Below are 17,841 nucleotides of genomic sequence, written 5' to 3' on the forward strand. Positions count from 1 at the left end.
GCTTTCTGCTTCTGCTGGTGAACCATGTGTATTTCGCCCGCGCCTCCCTGCCGTGTCGGCGATGCTCGATACGCTCGTCAGGTGAGCTCCGACTACTCCGCACGGCATCTTTCCGTCCTCGAAGGACTCGAGGCGGTCCGGAAGCGTCCCGGCATGTACATCGGCTCGACGGACTCCCGCGGCCTGATGCACTGCCTGTGGGAGGTCATCGACAACTCGGTCGACGAAGCCCTCGCGGGGCACGGTGACGAGATCGGGGTGACGTTGCACGCGGACGGGTCGGTCGAGGTCTCCGACGTCGCTCGTGGCATCCCCGTCGACGTCGAACCGAAGACCGGCCTGACCGGGGTGGAGGTCGTGTTCACGAAGCTGCACGCCGGCGGCAAGTTCGGCTCGGGGTCGTACGCGGCCTCCGGCGGGTTGCACGGGGTCGGTGCCTCCGTCGTGAACGCGCTGTCGGAGCGCCTCGACGTCGAGGTCGACCGGGGCGGCAAGACCTACGCCATGTCGTTCCACCGTGGGGAGCCCGGCATCTTCGACGACGCGCAGGGCATCGGGCCTGACGCGCCGTTCGCGCCGTTCACCTCGGGCAGCGAACTCCGGGTCATCGGCAAGGTGAAGAAGGGCGTCACCGGCACCCGGGTGCGGTACTGGGTGGACCGGCAGATCTTCACGAAGGACGCCGCGTTCAGCACCGGCGACCTGGTGAACCGGGCACGTCAGACGGCGTTCCTGGTCCCCGGACTCGGGTTGACCATCACCGATGCCCGCCCCGCCTCGATGTCGGCCGCCGCGGAACGAGCCGCGCTGGCGGCGCCGCCCCTGGACGGCGAGCCGAGCGCCCGCGTGGAGCAGGGCCCGGTCGTCGAGCGCTTCCGCTACGAGGGCGGCATCGGCGAGTTCGTCGAGCACCTGGCGGTCGACGGCGCGAAGACCGACGTCTGGCGCATCCAGGGTTCCGGCACCTTCAGGGAGACCGTGCCGATGCTCGACGACAAGGGCCACATGGTCTCCACCGAGGTCGAGCGCACCTGTGAAGTCGACGTCGCTCTGCGGTGGGGCGACGGCTACGAGACGATGTTCCGCAGCTTCGTCAACATCATCGCCACGCCGAAGGGCGGGACGCACCAGACGGGTTTCGAAGCAGGTCTGGTCAAGGCGGTCCGCACCCAGGTCGAGGCGAACGCCCGCAAGCTGAAGGTCGGTCAGGACAAGCTCGAGAAGGACGATGTGCTCGCCGGTCTCACCGCCGTGCTGACCGTCCGGCTGCCCGAGCCGCAGTTCGAGGGACAGACCAAGGAGATCCTCGGCACACCGGCGGTCCGACGCATCGTCGACTCGGTCGTGTCGAAGCGGATGACCGAGATCCTCACCTCGACGCAGCGCACCGAGAAGGCACAGGCAGCCGGACTCCTCGAGAAGGTCGTCGCCGAGATGAAGACGCGCATCTCGGCCCGTGCGCACAAGGAGACGCAACGCCGCAAGAACGCGCTCGAGAACTCCTCGCTGCCGACGAAGCTCGCGGACTGCCGGTCGAACGACGTCGAGGGCACCGAGCTGTTCATCGTCGAGGGTGACTCGGCCCTGGGTACCGCGAAGCTCGCCCGGAACAGCGAGTACCAGGCGCTCCTGCCGATCCGCGGCAAGATCCTCAACGTGCAGAAGGCGTCCGTGTCGGACATGCTCTCGAACGTCGAGTGCGCGTCGATCATCCAGGTGATCGGCGCCGGGTCCGGGCGCACGTTCGAGCTCGACCAGGCCCGGTACGGCAAGGTCATCATCATGTCCGACGCAGACGTCGACGGCGCCCACATCCGCACGCTCCTGTTGACGCTGTTCTTCCGCTACATGCGTCCGATGATCGAGCAGGGTCGGGTGTTCGCCGCAGTGCCACCGCTGCACCGGGTCGTCGTGGTGAACCGTGGCAAGCCGAACGACACGCTCTACACGTACTCCGAGCAGGAGCTCACGACGCTGCTGAAGAAGCTCGAGCGGTCGAACAAGAAGTACCTCGAGCCGATCCAGCGGTACAAGGGGCTGGGCGAGATGGACGCCGACCAGCTGGCCGAGACGACGATGGACCGTGCGCACCGGACGCTCCGTCGGGTGAACGTGTCGGACGCGGAGTCGGCGGCGAAGGTGTTCGAGCTGCTCATGGGCAACGACGTCGCGCCGCGCAAGGAGTTCATCCTGGCGGGCGAGGGACTGGACCGCGAGCGCATCGACGCCTGACCGGTGACGTCGAGACGCCGCCATGACGTCGAGACGCCGCCACGATGTCGGGACGCCGCCGAATCCGGCGGCGTCTCGCAGTCACGGCGGCGTCTCGCGGAGACGAAGGCGTGTCAGACCTCGCCCGGGGTCCCGTCGACGGCGGCGGCACTGCCACCGATGGTGACGACCTCGGCATCGAGCGGACTGCCCGACCCGTCGCGCTTCGACAGCCAGTCCGGCAGGGTCCGGGCAGCACCGTCCGAGCCGACCGCATGCGGCGGCGCGACGCCGGCCCAGGCGACGCTGAGGCCGTCCTCGCCCTTGAGGAACGCGTGTGCCCGGACGCCCTGCGTGCCACGGCCCTTCGCCGGGAACTCGGTGAGGGCGGAGACCTTGGCGCGACCCGCGTCGGTGCCCGGCAGGGCGCTCGAGGTGGTGGAGACGGTGGCGACGACGGTGTCCTCGGTCAGGGCGACGGAGCCGAACCAGACCACGGTGGCACCACCGGCGAGCGACACGCCCGCGACGCCGCCGGCCGGGAGGCCCTGCGGTCGGACGGCGGCGGCCGGGAACCGGAGCAGCTGGGCGTTCGAGGTGATGAACACCAGGTCGTCCGACTCGGGTGCCTGGGTGGCGCCGACGACGTGGTCGCCCGGCTTCAGCCCGATGGCGGGGAAGTCCGGCTTGTCGGGCCAGGCCGCCGGCACGACGCGCTTGACGATGCCCTGCGCGGTGCCGATGGCGACCGAGTCCGCGACGGACGCGTCGAGCGACACGAGGGCGACCACGGTCTCGCTCTTCGGGACACCGAGGTAGTCGCTGACCCGGACTCCGGCGTCGAGCCGCACCGACGCGGGCGGGACGGCCGGGACGTCCACGGGGGAGAACCGCACGACACGCCCGGTCGAGGTGAGCGCGCCGACCTGCCCGCGGACGGTGCTGACGACGGCGGAGCGTACGGCGTCGTGCTTCGAGCGCTTCGGCACGTGCACGATGCCAGACTCCGCGGCGGGGATGTCGACACGGACGAGTCGTCCGGTCGTCGAGAGCAGCACGCGGCAGGGGGCGTCGGCGACCTGGAGCGACTCCGGGTCCACCGTGGCCTTCCGACCGCCACGGACGGGCGCGTCGGCTTCCGTGAGCAGGGTGCGGCGGGGCGTGGCGAACTCCTCGGACACCGCGGTCAGCTCGGTCGCGACCTGGGCGCGCAGCCGTTCGTCGGACGCGAGCAGTTCCTCGAGCGCGGCGATGTCGGCGAGCAGCTGGTCGCGTTCGCCCTCGAGCTCCATGCGCGAGAACTTCGTCAGACGGCGCAGACGGAGCTCGAGGATGTACTCGGCCTGCACCTCCGACAGGTCGAAGACGTCGCGGAGCCGGTTCCGTGCGGCTTCGGAGTCGTCGGAGGTGCGGATGACCTGGATGACCTCGTCGATGTCGAGGATCGCGATGAGCAGCCCCTCGACCAGGTGCAGGCGCTCACGACGTCGGGCCAGCCGGTACTGGGAGCGCCGGGTGACCACGGACAGGCGGTGCTTGACGTAGACGTCGAGCAGGTCGCGGAGCCCGAGCGTACGGGGCGAGCCGTCGACCAGAGCGACGTTGTTGATCCCGAAGTTCTCTTCGAGCGGCGTGTGCTTGTAGAGCTGTTCGAGGACGGCCGTCGGGTTGAAGCCGGACTTGATGCCGATGACGAGCCGGAGGCCGTGGTTGCGGTCGGTCAGGTCGTTGACGTCCGAGATGCCGACGAGCTTCTTCGACTGCACCCCGTCCTTGATCTTCTCGATGACCCGCTCGGGCCCGACCAGGTAGGGCAGCTCGGTGACGACCAGCCCGGACTTGCGCGGGGTGAGGTTCTCGACCGAGACCTTCGCCCGGGTCCGGAAGGTCCCGCGACCGGTCGCGTAGGCGTCACGGACCCCGGAGAGCCCGACGATGGTCCCGCCGGAGGGCAGGTCCGGACCCGGGACGAACTCCATGAGCTCCTCGAGCGTGGCCCGCGGGTGCATGAGCAGGTGCTTCGCGGCCTCGACGACCTCGCCGAGGTTGTGCGGCGCCATGTTCGTCGCCATGCCGACCGCGATGCCGGACGCGCCGTTGACGAGCAGGTTCGGGAAGGCCGCCGGCAGCACGCTCGGCTGCATGATCTGGTTGTCGTAGTTGGGCACGAAGTCGACGACGTCCTCGCCGAGCCCCTCCGTCATCGCCATCGACGGTTCGGCCAGGCGCGCCTCGGTGTACCGGGCAGCAGCCGGGCCGTCGTCGAGGGAGCCGAAGTTGCCGTGTCCGTCGATCAGCGGCACGCGCATGGTGAACGGCTGCGCGAGCCGGACGAGCGCGTCGTAGATCGCGCCGTCGCCGTGCGGGTGCAGCTTCCCCATCACCTCACCGGTGACGCGGGCGCTCTTCACGTGGCCGCGGTCCGGCCGCAGGCCCATCTCCGCCATCTGGTAGAGGATGCGGCGCTGCACGGGCTTCAGGCCGTCACGGGCGTCCGGGAGCGCGCGTGAGTAGATGACCGAGTACGCGTACTCCAGGAAGGAGCCCTGCATCTCCTCCGAGACGTCGACGTCCTCGATGCGCTCACCGTCGGGCAGTCCGACGACGTCCGTGCGTGCCATGGCACCTTCCTGCCGACCCAGCTCGATCTGGAAGACTCTGGGGGTGGGAACAAGCGTACCGACGGCCCCCGACGCCGTTGTGAACCTCGCCGACGTGCTGCCGAGTTGCCTCGTCGCGCTGGGCGCCGCCGACGAGGCCTGGTTGCGGGACACCGGCCGGGAGGCCCGGATCACCCTCCGTCCCGCCCGTTCCGCGATCGTCGTGCTGGTCGACGGCCTCGGCGCGAACGCCCTCGCGGCACGGGCCGGTCACGCGCGCTTCCTCACCGCGACGAAGAAGCGCCTGCGCAGCGGCTTCCCGACGACGACCGCCGCGGCGCTGACGACGCTCACGACCGGCCGGCCACCCGGTGCGCACGGTGTCGTCGGGTACAGCGGGTGGAACCCGGACGAGTCGCGGGTGATGAACCTGCTCAGTGGGTGGGACACCGAGGTCCCCGCGGGGTGGCTGCGCTCCGAGACGGTGTTCACCGCGGCGTCGGACCTCGGTGTGGACCCGGTCGTCGTCGCCCCGAGCCGCTACCGGTCCTCGGGCATGACGGCGAACGTCCTCGGTGGTGCGCGCTTCGTGGCCGGCGACACGATCCCGGCCCGCATCGACGCCGCGCTCGACGCGACCGGGACCGGGCAGCAGATCGTCTACCTCTACATCCCGGAGCTCGACTCGATCGGGCACAAGCACGGCTGGCAGTCCGACCGGTGGACCGCGGCGCTCGAGCTCGTGGACGCCGAGCTGTCCCGCCTCGCCGACCGCATCGCGCCCGACGTCGGGGTGCTCGTCACCGCGGACCACGGCGTGCTCGACGTGCCGCCGCACGCGAACGTCCCGATGGACCCGGAACTCCTGGTGGACGTCGTCGGCGTGGCGGGCGACCCGCGCTGCCGTCAGCTGACCGTTGCGCCGGGAACGGACGTGCCAGCGCTCGTCGAGGCGTTCCGGGCGTCGCTGGGCAAGCGTGCGGTGGTCGCCAGCCGGGCAGAGGCCGTGGCCGCCGGGTGGTTCGGGCCGGTCGACCCGGAGGTCCTGCCGCGGATCGGCGACGTGTTGCTCGTCGCGAAGGGGTCGTGGGCGTTCAACGACGACCGCGGGGTCCCGGAGGGCACGGAGCCCGGCCGGATGATCGGCCAGCACGGGGCGATGAGTGACGACGAACTGCTCGTCCCGCTGCGCCTGGCCGGCGCGTTCGCCCAGTAGCCCGCGCGCAGACGGACTGGAGCGCTGACCGACCGGGGCCCGGGCGGTCCGGACGCCGCAACGGACGCCGCAACCGACGGGGCCGGCACGGACTGAGGCCGGGACGGACAGGAGGCCCGCCCCACGGACGCGGGACGGGCCTCCTGACCGGTCGGTCGGCAGGACGGGTCAGACGGTGTCGTCGTCCGGGCGGGTGCCGAAGACGATCTCGTCCCAGCTGGGCATGGCGCGACGGTTGCGCTTGCGGCGGTCGGACCGGCCGTCGGCGTCCGGGACGGCCGTGGGGCGGGCCTCCGGCTGCGGGGCAGTGTCCGAGTCGTCGACGGGCGACACAGGCAGGTCGACGACGCCGACCGAGGTGCCGCGCGGGGCGTCCTGCTGGTCCGGGAAGGTCGCGGCTTCGCGCTCACCCCGGCGGCGGCGGAGGGCCTCCAGCAGGTCGGCGGTCTCGTTGCCGGGCGCGCGCTCCTCGACGTACGAGGTGCCGATGCGGGGGAGCGGCGGGCGCAGTGCGGTGCGCTCGACGGCTTCGGGGGCTGTGGGCTCCTCGGCGGCTGCGGCCTCCTCGACGTGGAAGGCGCCGGAGTCGAAGCGGGTGCCGTCCTCGTCCTGACGCTCGTACTCGACGGCGCGGAGACGCGGGGCGATGCCCTCGTCCTCGGTGTGCGACAGGCGGTGCGCGTCGCCGTTGTCCGGCACGAGCGTTGCGGTCTTCGGGTCGAAGCGCCACTGGGCGTCGTGCGCGACCTCGGCAGCGGTGTACCGGACCTGGACCTGCCAGCCGTTCTCGACGTGCTTCCAGCTCGACCAGGCGATGTCGGTGGCGTCCCCGGCCTCCAGGCGGGCCGTGATGGCTTCGCCGAAGGTGTCCGGCGACGCGTCGTCGACCGGGGTCACGCTGACCCGGCGGGCGGCGTCGAGCACGAACGCGCGCTCGGCGAGGACCGGACCCTCGAACCGGCGGACGTAGTCGACCTCGACGCCGAGGGACGCGGCGACGTCGGCGGCGTCGGAACCGCTGCGGATGCGCGCCTGCACGTCCTTCGGTGACACGCGCTTCTGCGGCCCGGAGTCGGGGTTCGCCTGCCGGACCTGACCCGGGAGGGACGCGGTGACGGGCAGCCGGAACTCGGTCCCGCCGTCGGTCGCCAGGAGGAGTGACCCGGATTCGACTCCGATGACTCTCACGTCTTGCATGGTTCCGCCTTCCGCTGCCTGCGTACGGTCGTGCGTCGTACCCGAGGAGTATGCAGGCCGCTGCAGCACTTTCCGCGCAGGCGCACGGCGTGCCGTGCGTCTCGTCCCCGGCTTCGGGAATGGTCGGGATGCGCGCCGGGTTGCACGGCCAGAACGCACCGCTCGAGTACTCGGTTTGCACTCGGACGGGCCGTGGTGCAAACTGTCGCCGCCGAATCCGGCGACGACCTCTCGATACGAGAAATGGATGGGCATGGCCACCGATTACGACGCCCCCCGGAAGACCGACGACAACTCCGACTCGGAGTCGATCGAGGCCCTCAAGGAGCGCGTCCCCGACAAGATGTCGGGAGTCGTCGACGACGATTCTGACAACCCGGGCAGCTTCGAGCTCGCGGGCCAGGACCTCAGCGACGTCGACCTCGACGTCGTCGTCCTGCCCCCGCAGGTCGACGAGTTCACCTGTGTCGAGTGCTTCCTGGTGAAGCACCGCTCGCAGCTCGACCACGAGACGAAGCTCGGCCCCGTGTGCATGGAGTGCGCAGCACTCTGAAGCACCGACCGAGCGCAGAACGGCCCGCATCCTCTTGGATGCGGGCCGTTCTGCGTGTGGGGTCCCGCGTCAGGCCGGTTCGGTCCGGTTCGCCCGCTCAGCGCCGGTCGTCAGGGCCCGGGTGACGGCCTCCGGGTCACGGACGCTCACCAGCCAGTACGGGGTGGGGTCGGCGGCGTCCCGGACCTCCACCTTGACGACGCCGTGCACGTAGCCGCGGAACAGGGTCCAGGCGCGGGCGTCGAGTTCCGGTCCACGCTGGCTGGTCGCGGCCGCACCGGTGAAGCCGGCGACCTCGCCGACGACCGAGCGGGGCAGATGGGCCCGACCGGCGTGGAACTCGGTGTCCGTCACCTCGATGACGGGTGCGAGAGCCCACAGGAGCACGAGCACAGCGAGCTCCATGCCGATGGCCACGGCGACCCCGGCCGTCGCGCTGATGGGGAGGAAGACGAGCAGGCTCGCGGGGATGACGAGCGCCGTCGCCAGGTACAGGGCGGGCGGAGCCCACAGTCGTTCGCGGTACACGGTCACCCCTCCATTCGACCACGAGCCGCTGCGTGCTCCGAGCAGGTCACGGATCGGTCACGGTCTGCACTACCCTCGACTCGTGACCGAAGCAGTCGACGTCCTCTGGACCGGCAACGCCGCTCCCGCCTTCGCCAAGCCCGGCGACGCCGGAGCGGACCTCGTGTCGGCCGAGTCCTTCGTGCTCGCGCCCGGGGAACGCCGCCTGGTCGGCACCGGGCTGGCGATCGCCCTGCCGGACCAGCACGTCGGCTTCGTCGTGCCCCGCAGCGGTCTGGCCGCGAAGCACGGCATCACCATCGTGAACGCGCCCGGCACGATCGACTCGGGGTACCGCGGCGAAGTGAAGGTCGCGTTGCTCAACACGGACGCCACGGAGCCGTACGAGGTCCGGGTCGGCGACCGGATCGCACAGCTGATCGTCATGCCGGTGCCCCGCGTGACGTTCACGCAGGTCGCCGAGCTGCCGCAGAGCGCTCGCGGCCAGGGCGGGTTCGGGTCGTCGGGCTACGGTGACCGGACCGGTCACGAGGTGTCCTCCGGCGCCGTCGGCGCCGGACAGGACGCCGATCGGAACGACGGAGCGGTGACGCCCGTCGACATGCACGAGCAGGGTCTGGAAGGGACGCGGTCATGAGGATCGGACGACGCAAGCGCGACGAGGTCGAGGTCGCCGAGGCCGTGGTGGACGACGTCGAGGTCGCCGGGCCCTCGCCCGAGATCGAGCTCGCGGACGACGCCGACGCGGGCTTCGACGAGGTCCTGGCCACCGAGTCGACGGACAAGTCGGCTCCGCTGGACCGTGGCGACAACGGTCCCCTCGACGAGACCGAGGCGAACCTGGTCCGTCCGTACGTCGACCTCGGCGGCGTGAAGATCCTGCCGCGCGAGGGTCTGCACCTCCGCCTCGAGGTCGAAGAGGACTCGCAGCGGGTCGTCGCCGTCGGCCTGGACTACGACGAGTCGACCCTGCAGGTGCAGCCGTTCGCCGCGCCGCGCTCGACCGGCCTCTGGCACGAGATCCGGGCGCAGATCGCCGAGCAGATCCAGCAGCAGGGCGGTGTCGTCACCGAGGTCGACGGCCCGTTCGGTCCGGAACTCCGCGCGCAGGTGCCCGTCGTGGGCGGCGCGGGGGTCACCGACGGGGTCCGAGCGGCCCGCTTCGTCGGCGTCGACGGCCCGCGCTGGTTCCTCCGTGGGGTCATCGCCGGCAAGGCCGCCGAGCAGCCCGAGGACGCCGCCGACATCGAGGAGCTCTTCCGCAGCGTCGTCGTCGTTCGCGGAACGACCCCGATGCCGCCGCGCGACCTCATCCCGCTGCACATGCCGAAGTCGACCCAGTCGACCATCTGACGCGGCTGCGGCCGACCCCCACGAACCAGCCTGGAGGCCCGGTGACGGACCACGACGACCGCTCCCGTCCCGACGGGGTCACCCCGACCACCGGATCCGCCGCGTCCAATCCCTTCGTGAAGGAGCGTGCGGAGCCGTTGTCGCTGCAGGCCCAGCTGCGGGACGCGGTTCGCAACGCCGGCATCGGTCAGGTCGCCCCGGGCGAGGCGCCTTCCGGCAAGGCCCTGCTGACCGCGGTCGGAGGTGTCCGCGGGCTCGCCGAGTCGGTGCTGCCGGGCTTCGCCTTCCTGATCGTCTACGCGATCACGAAGGAGGTCGTGCCGAGCGTCGTCGTCCCGGTCGCGATCGGGCTCGTCTTCGTGGTGCTCCGGCTGCTCCAGCGGCAGTCGATCATGATGTCCTTCGCGGGCATCTTCGGCGTCGCGATCTCGGCGGGCCTCGCCCTGCTGACGGGTCGGGCCGAAAGCAACTTCATCCCCGGCATCGTCATCAACGCCGTCTTCCTGGCGGTCATCCTCGTCACGCTGGCGATCCGTCGGCCACTGATCGGCCTGGTCGTCGGGCTGCTCGTGCCGGGCGACGACGACGGTCACGACTGGCGGGACGACCCGGCGAAGCGTCGCGTCCTGACCGTCGCGACCTGGATGTGGGCCGGGCTCTTCGCCTTCCGGCTCGCGTTCGAGATCCCGCTCTGGCTGGCGGCGCAGGTCGAGCTGCTCGCCGGCATCAAGCTGATCACCGGCGTCCCGCTCTACGCAGCCCTGCTCTGGGTGACGTGGCTGCTCGTCCGGACCGTCTTCGTCCGGGACGAACCCGCCGCGGTGTAGAGTTGTCTCGACGTCAAGACACTTTCCTCCGGGCACGACGGAGTCCCCGGGTTTAGGTTCACCTTGCTGGTGGGACGTCCCGCGGCCCGCGAGGATGAGGGCACACCGATCAACTCAGGAGGCGGCACAGTGGCTGCAGTCAACAGCTTCGGATCGAAGGACACGCTCTCGGTCGGGGGTGTCGACTACGCCATCCACCGGATCGACGCCGTGCCCGGGCACGAGAAGCTCCCGTACAGCCTCAAGGTGCTGCTCGAGAACCTCCTGCGCACCGAGGACGGCGCGAACGTCACCGAAGGCCAGATCCGCGCCCTCGGCTCGTGGAAGCCGGAGGCAGACCCGGACACCGAGATCCAGTTCTCCCCGGCCCGCGTGGTCATGCAGGACTTCACCGGTGTCCCGTGCATCGTCGACCTCGCCACCATGCGCGAGGCGATGGCCGAGATCGGCGGCGACCCGAACAAGATCAACCCGCTGTCCCCGGCCGAGATGGTCATCGACCACTCGGTGATCGCGGACCTCTTCGGCAGCTCCGACGCCCTGCAGCGCAACACCGACCTGGAGTACGAGCGGAACGGGGAGCGCTACCAGTTCCTCCGCTGGGGCCAGACGGCGTTCGAGGACTTCAAGGTCGTCCCGCCGGGCACCGGCATCGTCCACCAGGTCAACATCGAGTACCTGGCGAAGGTCACCTACACGCGTGACTTCGACGGCGAGACGTACGCCTACCCGGACACCCTCGTCGGCACCGACTCGCACACCACGATGGTCAACGGCCTCGGCGTGCTGGGCTGGGGCGTCGGCGGCATCGAGGCCGAGGCGGCGATGCTCGGCCAGCCGGTCTCCATGCTCATCCCGAAGGTCGTCGGCTTCAAGCTCTCGGGTGCGATCCCCGCCGGTGTGACCGCGACCGACGTGGTTCTCACGATCACGGAGCAGCTCCGCAAGCACGGTGTGGTCGGCAAGTTCGTCGAGTTCTACGGCGAGGGTGTCGGCGCGGTGCCGCTCGCGAACCGCGCGACCATCGGCAACATGAGCCCCGAGTTCGGCTCGACGGCCGCGATCTTCCCGGTCGACGACGTCACGCTCGACTACCTGCGCCTGACCGGTCGCGACGAGGCGCAGATCGCCCTGGTCGAGGCCTACTCGAAGACGCAGGGTCTGTGGCACGACCCCTCGGTCGAGCCGGCGTACTCGGAGTACCTCGAGCTCGACCTCTCGACGGTGGTCCCCTCGATCTCCGGCCCGAAGCGCCCGCAGGACCGCATCGTCCTGTCCGAGGCGAAGGACCAGTTCGAGGTCGACCTCGCCAACTACGCGAGCATCGAGCACACCGAAGAGGACAAGGCCGTCGCGGACACGTTCCCGGCGTCCGACCCGGTGGCCGCTGCCCCCGGTGACGAGCACGCCGTCGACGACCTGCAGGACGCTCCGGCGTCCGAGGTCCCGGTCCACGCCTCCAGCGCGCCCGGTACGGTCTCGAAGCCGACCTCGGTCGCGATCGCCGAAGGCGACCCCTTCACGATCGACCACGGTGCCGTCGCGATCGCCGCGATCACGTCGTGCACCAACACGTCGAACCCGTCGGTGATGATGGCCGCGGGCATCCTCGCGCGCAACGCGTCGAAGAAGGGCCTGAAGGCCAAGCCGTGGGTCAAGACCACCCTCGCGCCGGGCTCCAAGGTCGTCACGGACTACTACGAGAAGGCCGGTCTGACGACCTACCTCGAGGACCTCGGCTTCTACACGGTCGGCTACGGCTGCACCACCTGCATCGGCAACTCGGGCCCACTGCCCGAGGAGATCTCGCAGGCCGTGCAGGACAACGACCTCGCCGTGACCGCGGTGCTCTCGGGCAACCGCAACTTCGAGGGACGCATCAACCCCGACGTGAAGATGAACTACCTGGCGTCCCCGCCGCTGGTCATCGCGTACGCCCTCGCCGGCTCGATGCACTTCGACTTCGACACCGACGCGCTCGGCACGGACACCGATGGCAACGACGTCTTCCTCAAGGACATCTGGCCCGACACGGCCGAGGTCCAGCAGGTCATCGACTCGTCGATCGACACCGAGATGTTCACCCACGAGTACGGCTCCGTGTTCGAGGGCGACGACCGGTGGAAGAACCTGCCGACCCCGACCGGTGACACGTTCGAATGGGACGCGCAGTCGACCTACGTGCGGAAGCCCCCGTACTTCGACGGCATGACGATGCAGCCGGACGCCGTGTCGGACATCTCCGGTGCCCGCGTGCTCGCGAAGCTCGGCGACTCGGTCACGACCGACCACATCTCCCCAGCCGGATCGATCAAGGCCGACAGCCCGGCGGGCAAGTACCTCGGCGAGCACGGCGTCGACCGCAAGGACTTCAACTCCTACGGCTCACGTCGCGGCAACCACGAGGTGATGATCCGCGGCACGTTCGCGAACATCCGGCTCCGCAACCAGCTCCTGGACGGCGTCGAGGGTGGCTACACCCGCGACTTCACCACGCCCGACGGTGCGCAGTCGTTCATCTACGACGCGTCCGAGCACTACCAGGCGCAGGGCACCCCGCTCGTCGTCCTGGGCGGCAAGGAGTACGGCTCCGGTTCCTCCCGTGACTGGGCGGCGAAGGGCACGAGCCTCCTGGGCGTCAAGGCCGTCATCACCGAGAGCTTCGAGCGGATCCACCGCTCGAACCTCATCGGCATGGGGGTCGTCCCGCTGCAGTTCCCGGCGGGGGAGTCGATCGAGTCCCTCGGGCTCGACGGCACCGAGTCCATCTCGATCTCCGGTCTGACCGCGCTCAACGAGGGCACCACGCCGAAGACCGTGCACGTCACGGCCGAGCCGACCGAGCACTCGCCCGCCGGCAAGCAGCCGATCGAGTTCGACGCGGTCGTCCGCATCGACACCCCGGGTGAGGCCGACTACTACCGCAACGGCGGCATCCTGCAGTACGTCCTCCGTTCGCTCGTCTGACCCCTTCCGCGAAACGCAACCTGGGCGGCTCCCCGCAGCGGTACTCCGTTGCGGGGAGCCGCTCTCGTTGCGTTTCGCGAAGGACGGGAGGCGCGTGGCGGGCTGCCACCGCGCCTCCAGTCCGTCCGCTGGTCGCGCGCATAGAGTGGGCCGACCGCCGTACGAAAGGAGCGCCCGTGAGCCTGCTCGCCAGCATCACGTCGCCGCGCGACCTGAAGCGTCTCTCCGACGCGCAGATGACCGACCTCGCCGCGGAGATCCGCACCTTCCTGGTCGCCGAGGTCGCCAAGACCGGCGGGCACCTCGGGCCGAACCTGGGCGTCGTCGAGCTGACCCTCGCCATGCACCGGGTCTTCGACTCGCCGCACGACCCGTTCGTCTTCGACACCGGTCACCAGTCGTACGTGCACAAGCTCGTCACCGGCCGGCAGGACTTCTCGCGTCTGCGGGAGCGTGGGGGCATCGCCGGCTACCCGCAGCGGAGCGAGTCGGAGCACGACATCGTCGAGTCGTCGCACGCGTCCTCGTCGCTGTCCTGGGCGGACGGCATCTCCCGTGCCTTCCAGCAGACCGGGCAGTCCGACCGCACGGTCGTCGCCGTGGTCGGGGACGGCGCCCTCACGGGTGGCATGACGTGGGAGGCGCTCAACAACATCTCGGACCAGAACGACCGCCGACTGGTGATCGTGGTCAACGACAACGGCCGCTCGTACGCGCCGACGATCGGCGGGATGGCCCGCTTCCTCAGCTCCGTCCGGACCCGTCGCGAGTACCGCACCCTGTACGAGAAGAGCCGGGCCGCAGCCGACCACTTCGGTGCGCCCGGACGGGCTGTGTACCGCGGGCTCCGCGGCGGCCTGCACGGTTTCCTGTCGCGCTTCACCAACAACGAGGCGCTGTACTCGAACCTCGACATCAAGTACGTCGGACCCGTCGACGGGCACGACCAGCAGGCGATGGAGGCGGCGCTCCGGCAGGCGAAGGGCTACGGCTCGCCCGTCATCGTGCACGCGATCACCGAGAAGGGCCACGGCTTCGAGCCCGCCCTCCGCGACCAGGCGGACCAGTTCCACGCCGTCGGGCACATCGACCCGGAGACGGGCGAGTCGCTCGACAAGGCCTCGGGTCCGTCGTGGACCTCCGTCTTCGCCGCGACGCTCGCCGAGGTCGGCCACGAGGACCCGCGGATCATGGCCATCACCGCCGCGATGCTCCGTCCGACCGGACTGCACCTGTTCCAGCAGGCGCACCCGGACCGGGTCATCGACGTCGGCATCGCCGAGCAGCATGCCGTCACCACGGCCGCAGGGCTGGCGTACGGGGGACTCCACCCCGTCGTGGCGCTCTACGCGACGTTCCTCAACCGGGCGTTCGACCAGGTGCTCATGGACGTCGCCCTGCACCGGGCCGGCGTCACCTTCGTGCTCGACCGTGCCGGCATCACCGGCCCCGACGGGCCCTCGCACCACGGCATGTGGGACCTGGCGCTGCTGCAGGTCGTCCCTGGCATCCGGATCGCCGCCCCGCGCGACGCCGTCACCCTGCGTGAGGAGTTCCGGGAGGCCGTGGCGGTCGATGACGCGCCGACGGTCCTCCGGTGGTCCAAGGGTCAGGTCGGGCCGGACATCCCCGCACTCCGACGGCTCGGCGACGGTGTCGACGTGCTGCACGAGCCCACCTCGGCCGAGGACGTCCTGATCGTGGCCGTCGGGTCGATGGTGCCGACGGCGCTCGAGGCCGCCGCGCTGCTCGAGGTGCAGGGCATCGGTGTGACCGTCGTCGACCCGCGCTGGGTGGTGCCCATCCCGGCGTCGCTCATCGACCTGTCCCGCGACCACCGGTTGGTCATCACGATCGAGGACGGCGTCCGTGTCGGTGGTGTCGGGACCCGGCTGCGGCAGGACCTCCGCGCTGCCGGGGTCGACACCGGCGTCAACGAGCTCGGGCTGCCGGACGCGTTCATCGACCACGCCAGCCGGAGTCAGATCCTCAGCGATGCGGGGCTGACCGCGCAGGCGATCACCCGCGACGTCATCGACCAGGTCGTCGGCACGAAGGTGCCCCAGGCGAAGCCGGCGCGGTCGCGGGAGTCCGCCGAGCGCTGACGCCCGAGCGCTGACGCCCGTCGCGCCCGGTGCACTTCGGCGTCGCACAACAGAAACCGCCCCGAACCACGGGATCCCGTGGTTCGGGGCGGTTCCTGTTGTGCGGAGCCAGTCAGCGCCGTGCGCCGGGCAGCGCCGTGCGGGCTAGCGGGAGGCGGGGCCGACGATCGGCGGCTCGTGGAACGTGCCGCCGAAGACGCGCTCGGACGCACCGGAGCGGTCGAGGTACGGGCTGATGCCACCGGCCTGGAACGGGTAGCCCGCGCCGAGGATCAGCCCGAGGTCGATCTCCTCGACGTGCTGGACGACCCCGTCCTCGAGCATGCGGTGCACCTCGTCGGCCAGGGCGTCCTCGAACCGGCGCTGCATCTCGGCAGCGTCGACCGGCTTCGCGTCCTTCTTCGCCGGTGCGACGAGCTTCACGGCAGCGGGGTCGTACCCGCTCGCGTTGCCCTTCTTGTCGCGGGTGAGGATCGTGCCGTGCTCCGCGATCCGCTTCAGCCCGTCGCCCGGGTAGAAGCGCTCCGGCCACGCAGCGTGGTGCGAGTCGAGCACGTGCGCACCGACCGGCAGACCGACGAGCTCGAGCAGTTCGAACGGTGACATCGGCAGGCCCAGGGGAGCGGCACCGTCGGCGACGATCTCGAACGAGGTGCCCTCCTCGACGCCACGCATCGCTTCACCGAGGACGCGTGCGAGGACCCGGTTGACGACGAAGCCCGGCTGGTCGGCCGTGACGATGGCGGTCTTCTTCAGCGTCTTCGCGACGGCGAGGGCGGTGGCGACGGCCTCGTCGGAGGTCTTCGCCGCCCGCACGACCTCGAGCAGCGGCATCACCGCGACCGGGTTGAAGAAGTGGAAGCCGACCAGGCGTTCCGGGTTCGTCAGCACCGAGGCCATCTCGTCGACGGAGAGCGACGAGGTGTTCGTGGCGAGGATCGCGTCCGGAGCGATGACCTGCTCGATCTTGCGGAACACGTCCTGCTTGACGCTCATCTCCTCGAACACGGCCTCGATCACCCAGTCGGCGTCGGCGAAGGCGTCGTAGGACACCGAACCGCTGACGAGTGCGGTGATGCGGTTGGCGTCGTCCGGCGAGACCCGGCCCTTGGCGAGCATCTCGTCGACGGACTGGCGGATCCGGGCGACACCGGCGTCGACGCGCTCCTGCGAGACGTCGGTGATGACGACCGGCACGCCGAGACGACGGGCGAAGAGCAGCGCGAACTGGGACGCCATGAGTCCGGCGCCGAGGACGCCCACCTTGGTGATCTTCTTCGCGTCGACGCCCTCGGGAGCGCCGACCGGACGCTTCGCCCGCTTCTGCACGAGGTCGAACGCGTACATCGACGCGGCGAACTGGTCCCCGGCGAGCAGGTCGGCCAGGGCGTCGTCCTCACCGGCGAAGCGCTCCTCCAACGATCCGCTACGAGCGGCGGCGACGAGGTCGAGCGCGCGGAACGGTGACTTCGGCACGGTGCCGATCTTCGACGCGACCTGTCCACGGGCGACCTTGACGACGGTGCCCCAGGCGGCCTTCTCGATCAGTCCGGGCTCGTTCTTGCGGACGACCTTCGTGCGGCCGGACACGACGCCGTCGGCCCAGGCGACCGCGGACGGCAGGAACGTCACCGAGGGGATCAGCACATCGCCGATGCCGAGGTCGACCGCGGCCGGGCCGTCCATCAGGCGGTTGTTCTTCAGCGGGTTCTCGACGATGACCCGCAGGGCCTTCTCCGGACCGATGAGCCGGGGGAGCAGGGTCGCACCACCCCATCCCGGGATGATCCCGAGGAAGACCTCGGGCAGCCCGATGCCCTGGGCAGCGGACGAGAACACGCGGTAGGTGCAGTGCAGCGCGACCTCGAGCCCGCCGCCGAGCGCGATGCCGTTGACGAACGCGAACGACGGCACACCGAGCTCGCTGAACTTCCGGAGCGTCGCGTGGCCGAGCACGCCGAGCTCGTGTGCGACCTCGCGGGAGGGGAGCGCCGCCGCCTGGGAGAGATCGGCACCGGCCGCGAAGCAGTACTCCTTGCCGGTGATCGCGACGGCCTGGATCGTGCCCGTCGACGCGGCGTCACGCAGCGCGTCGAGCACGTCCGACAGCTCGCGCATCGTGCGCGGGCCGAGCGTCGAGGGCCGCTTGTAGTCCTTGCCGTTGTCGAGCGTGATCAGCGCGAGCGTGCCACCCGAGGGCAGCGCGACGTGCTTGACGTACGAATGCGTGACGACCTCGTCCTCGCTCAGGGCGGTCAGCTGGTCGATCGGGGTGGTGGTCATG

General features: G+C 70.4%; 11 protein-coding genes and 1 pseudogene. 8 read left to right on the forward strand and 4 right to left on the reverse strand.

The window, feature by feature from the left end; genetic code table 11:
* The first annotated feature begins 24 nt into the window (after window positions 1–24).
* Window positions 25–2,232 carry a type IIA DNA topoisomerase subunit B gene (locus DEJ31_RS00320; protein WP_111120941.1) on the forward strand — a complete coding sequence of 736 codons (2,208 nt, stop codon included), beginning with the start codon at window positions 25–27 and terminating at the stop codon, window positions 2,230–2,232.
* Between the two features lie 113 nt (window positions 2,233–2,345).
* Here the strand turns inward: DEJ31_RS00320 and DEJ31_RS00325 are convergent, their stop codons facing one another.
* Window positions 2,346–4,832, reverse strand: coding sequence for a DNA topoisomerase (ATP-hydrolyzing) subunit A (locus tag DEJ31_RS00325; protein ID WP_111120942.1), 2,487 nt, complete (start codon window positions 4,830–4,832; stop codon window positions 2,346–2,348).
* A gap of 43 nt (window positions 4,833–4,875) precedes the next feature.
* On the opposite strand from DEJ31_RS00325, the gene DEJ31_RS00330 reads away from it, so the two are divergent.
* The gene (locus tag DEJ31_RS00330; protein ID WP_181433427.1) at window positions 4,876–6,027 is read left to right on the forward strand and encodes an alkaline phosphatase family protein; all 1,152 of its coding nucleotides are present in this window, start codon (window positions 4,876–4,878) and stop codon (window positions 6,025–6,027) included.
* 168 nt (window positions 6,028–6,195) lie between these two features.
* Here the strand turns inward: DEJ31_RS00330 and sepH are convergent, their stop codons facing one another.
* Entirely contained in the window at window positions 6,196–7,215 is a 1,020-nt protein-coding gene (gene sepH / locus DEJ31_RS00335) for a septation protein SepH (protein ID WP_181433428.1), read from the reverse strand.
* 262 nt (window positions 7,216–7,477) lie between these two features.
* Here sepH and DEJ31_RS00340 point away from each other — a divergent pair, with 262 nt between their 5' ends.
* Window positions 7,478–7,777: a DUF4193 domain-containing protein gene (locus tag DEJ31_RS00340; RefSeq protein WP_110825450.1), complete on the forward strand. Its 300-nt coding sequence runs from the start codon at window positions 7,478–7,480 to the stop codon at window positions 7,775–7,777.
* Window positions 7,778–7,846: 69 nt separating this feature from the next.
* On the opposite strand, the gene DEJ31_RS00345 is transcribed toward DEJ31_RS00340, so the two are convergent.
* The gene (locus DEJ31_RS00345; RefSeq protein ID WP_111120944.1) at window positions 7,847–8,311 is read right to left on the reverse strand and encodes a DUF3093 domain-containing protein; all 465 of its coding nucleotides are present in this window, start codon (window positions 8,309–8,311) and stop codon (window positions 7,847–7,849) included.
* 76 nt (window positions 8,312–8,387) lie between these two features.
* Between DEJ31_RS00345 and dut the strand changes: the two are divergent.
* The 5 genes and pseudogenes from dut to dxs all read left to right on the forward strand — a co-directional run.
* Window positions 8,388–8,816: pseudogene (gene dut, locus DEJ31_RS00350) on the forward strand (dUTP diphosphatase); the annotation flags it as partial.
* Between the two features lie 122 nt (window positions 8,817–8,938).
* Window positions 8,939–9,658 carry a DUF3710 domain-containing protein gene (locus DEJ31_RS00355; RefSeq protein ID WP_110902434.1) on the forward strand — a complete coding sequence of 240 codons (720 nt, stop codon included), beginning with the start codon at window positions 8,939–8,941 and terminating at the stop codon, window positions 9,656–9,658.
* Between the two features lie 41 nt (window positions 9,659–9,699).
* Window positions 9,700–10,485 carry a DUF3159 domain-containing protein gene (locus tag DEJ31_RS00360; protein ID WP_258366042.1) on the forward strand — a complete coding sequence of 262 codons (786 nt, stop codon included), beginning with the start codon at window positions 9,700–9,702 and terminating at the stop codon, window positions 10,483–10,485.
* 129 nt (window positions 10,486–10,614) lie between these two features.
* Complete coding sequence (locus tag DEJ31_RS00365; protein WP_111120946.1) at window positions 10,615–13,452, forward strand: aconitate hydratase; 2,838 nt, start codon at window positions 10,615–10,617, stop codon at window positions 13,450–13,452.
* Window positions 13,453–13,628: 176 nt separating this feature from the next.
* Window positions 13,629–15,557 carry a 1-deoxy-D-xylulose-5-phosphate synthase gene (gene dxs / locus DEJ31_RS00370; protein WP_111120947.1) on the forward strand — a complete coding sequence of 643 codons (1,929 nt, stop codon included), beginning with the start codon at window positions 13,629–13,631 and terminating at the stop codon, window positions 15,555–15,557.
* Window positions 15,558–15,701: 144 nt separating this feature from the next.
* Here the strand turns inward: dxs and DEJ31_RS00375 are convergent, their stop codons facing one another.
* The gene (locus tag DEJ31_RS00375; RefSeq protein WP_111120948.1) at window positions 15,702–17,840 is read right to left on the reverse strand and encodes a 3-hydroxyacyl-CoA dehydrogenase NAD-binding domain-containing protein; all 2,139 of its coding nucleotides are present in this window, start codon (window positions 17,838–17,840) and stop codon (window positions 15,702–15,704) included.
* Between the last annotated feature and the right edge of the window lies 1 nt (window position 17,841).

It is taken from the genome of Curtobacterium sp. MCPF17_031 (genome assembly GCF_003234035.1).
GTDB lineage: Bacteria > Actinomycetota > Actinomycetes > Actinomycetales > Microbacteriaceae > Curtobacterium.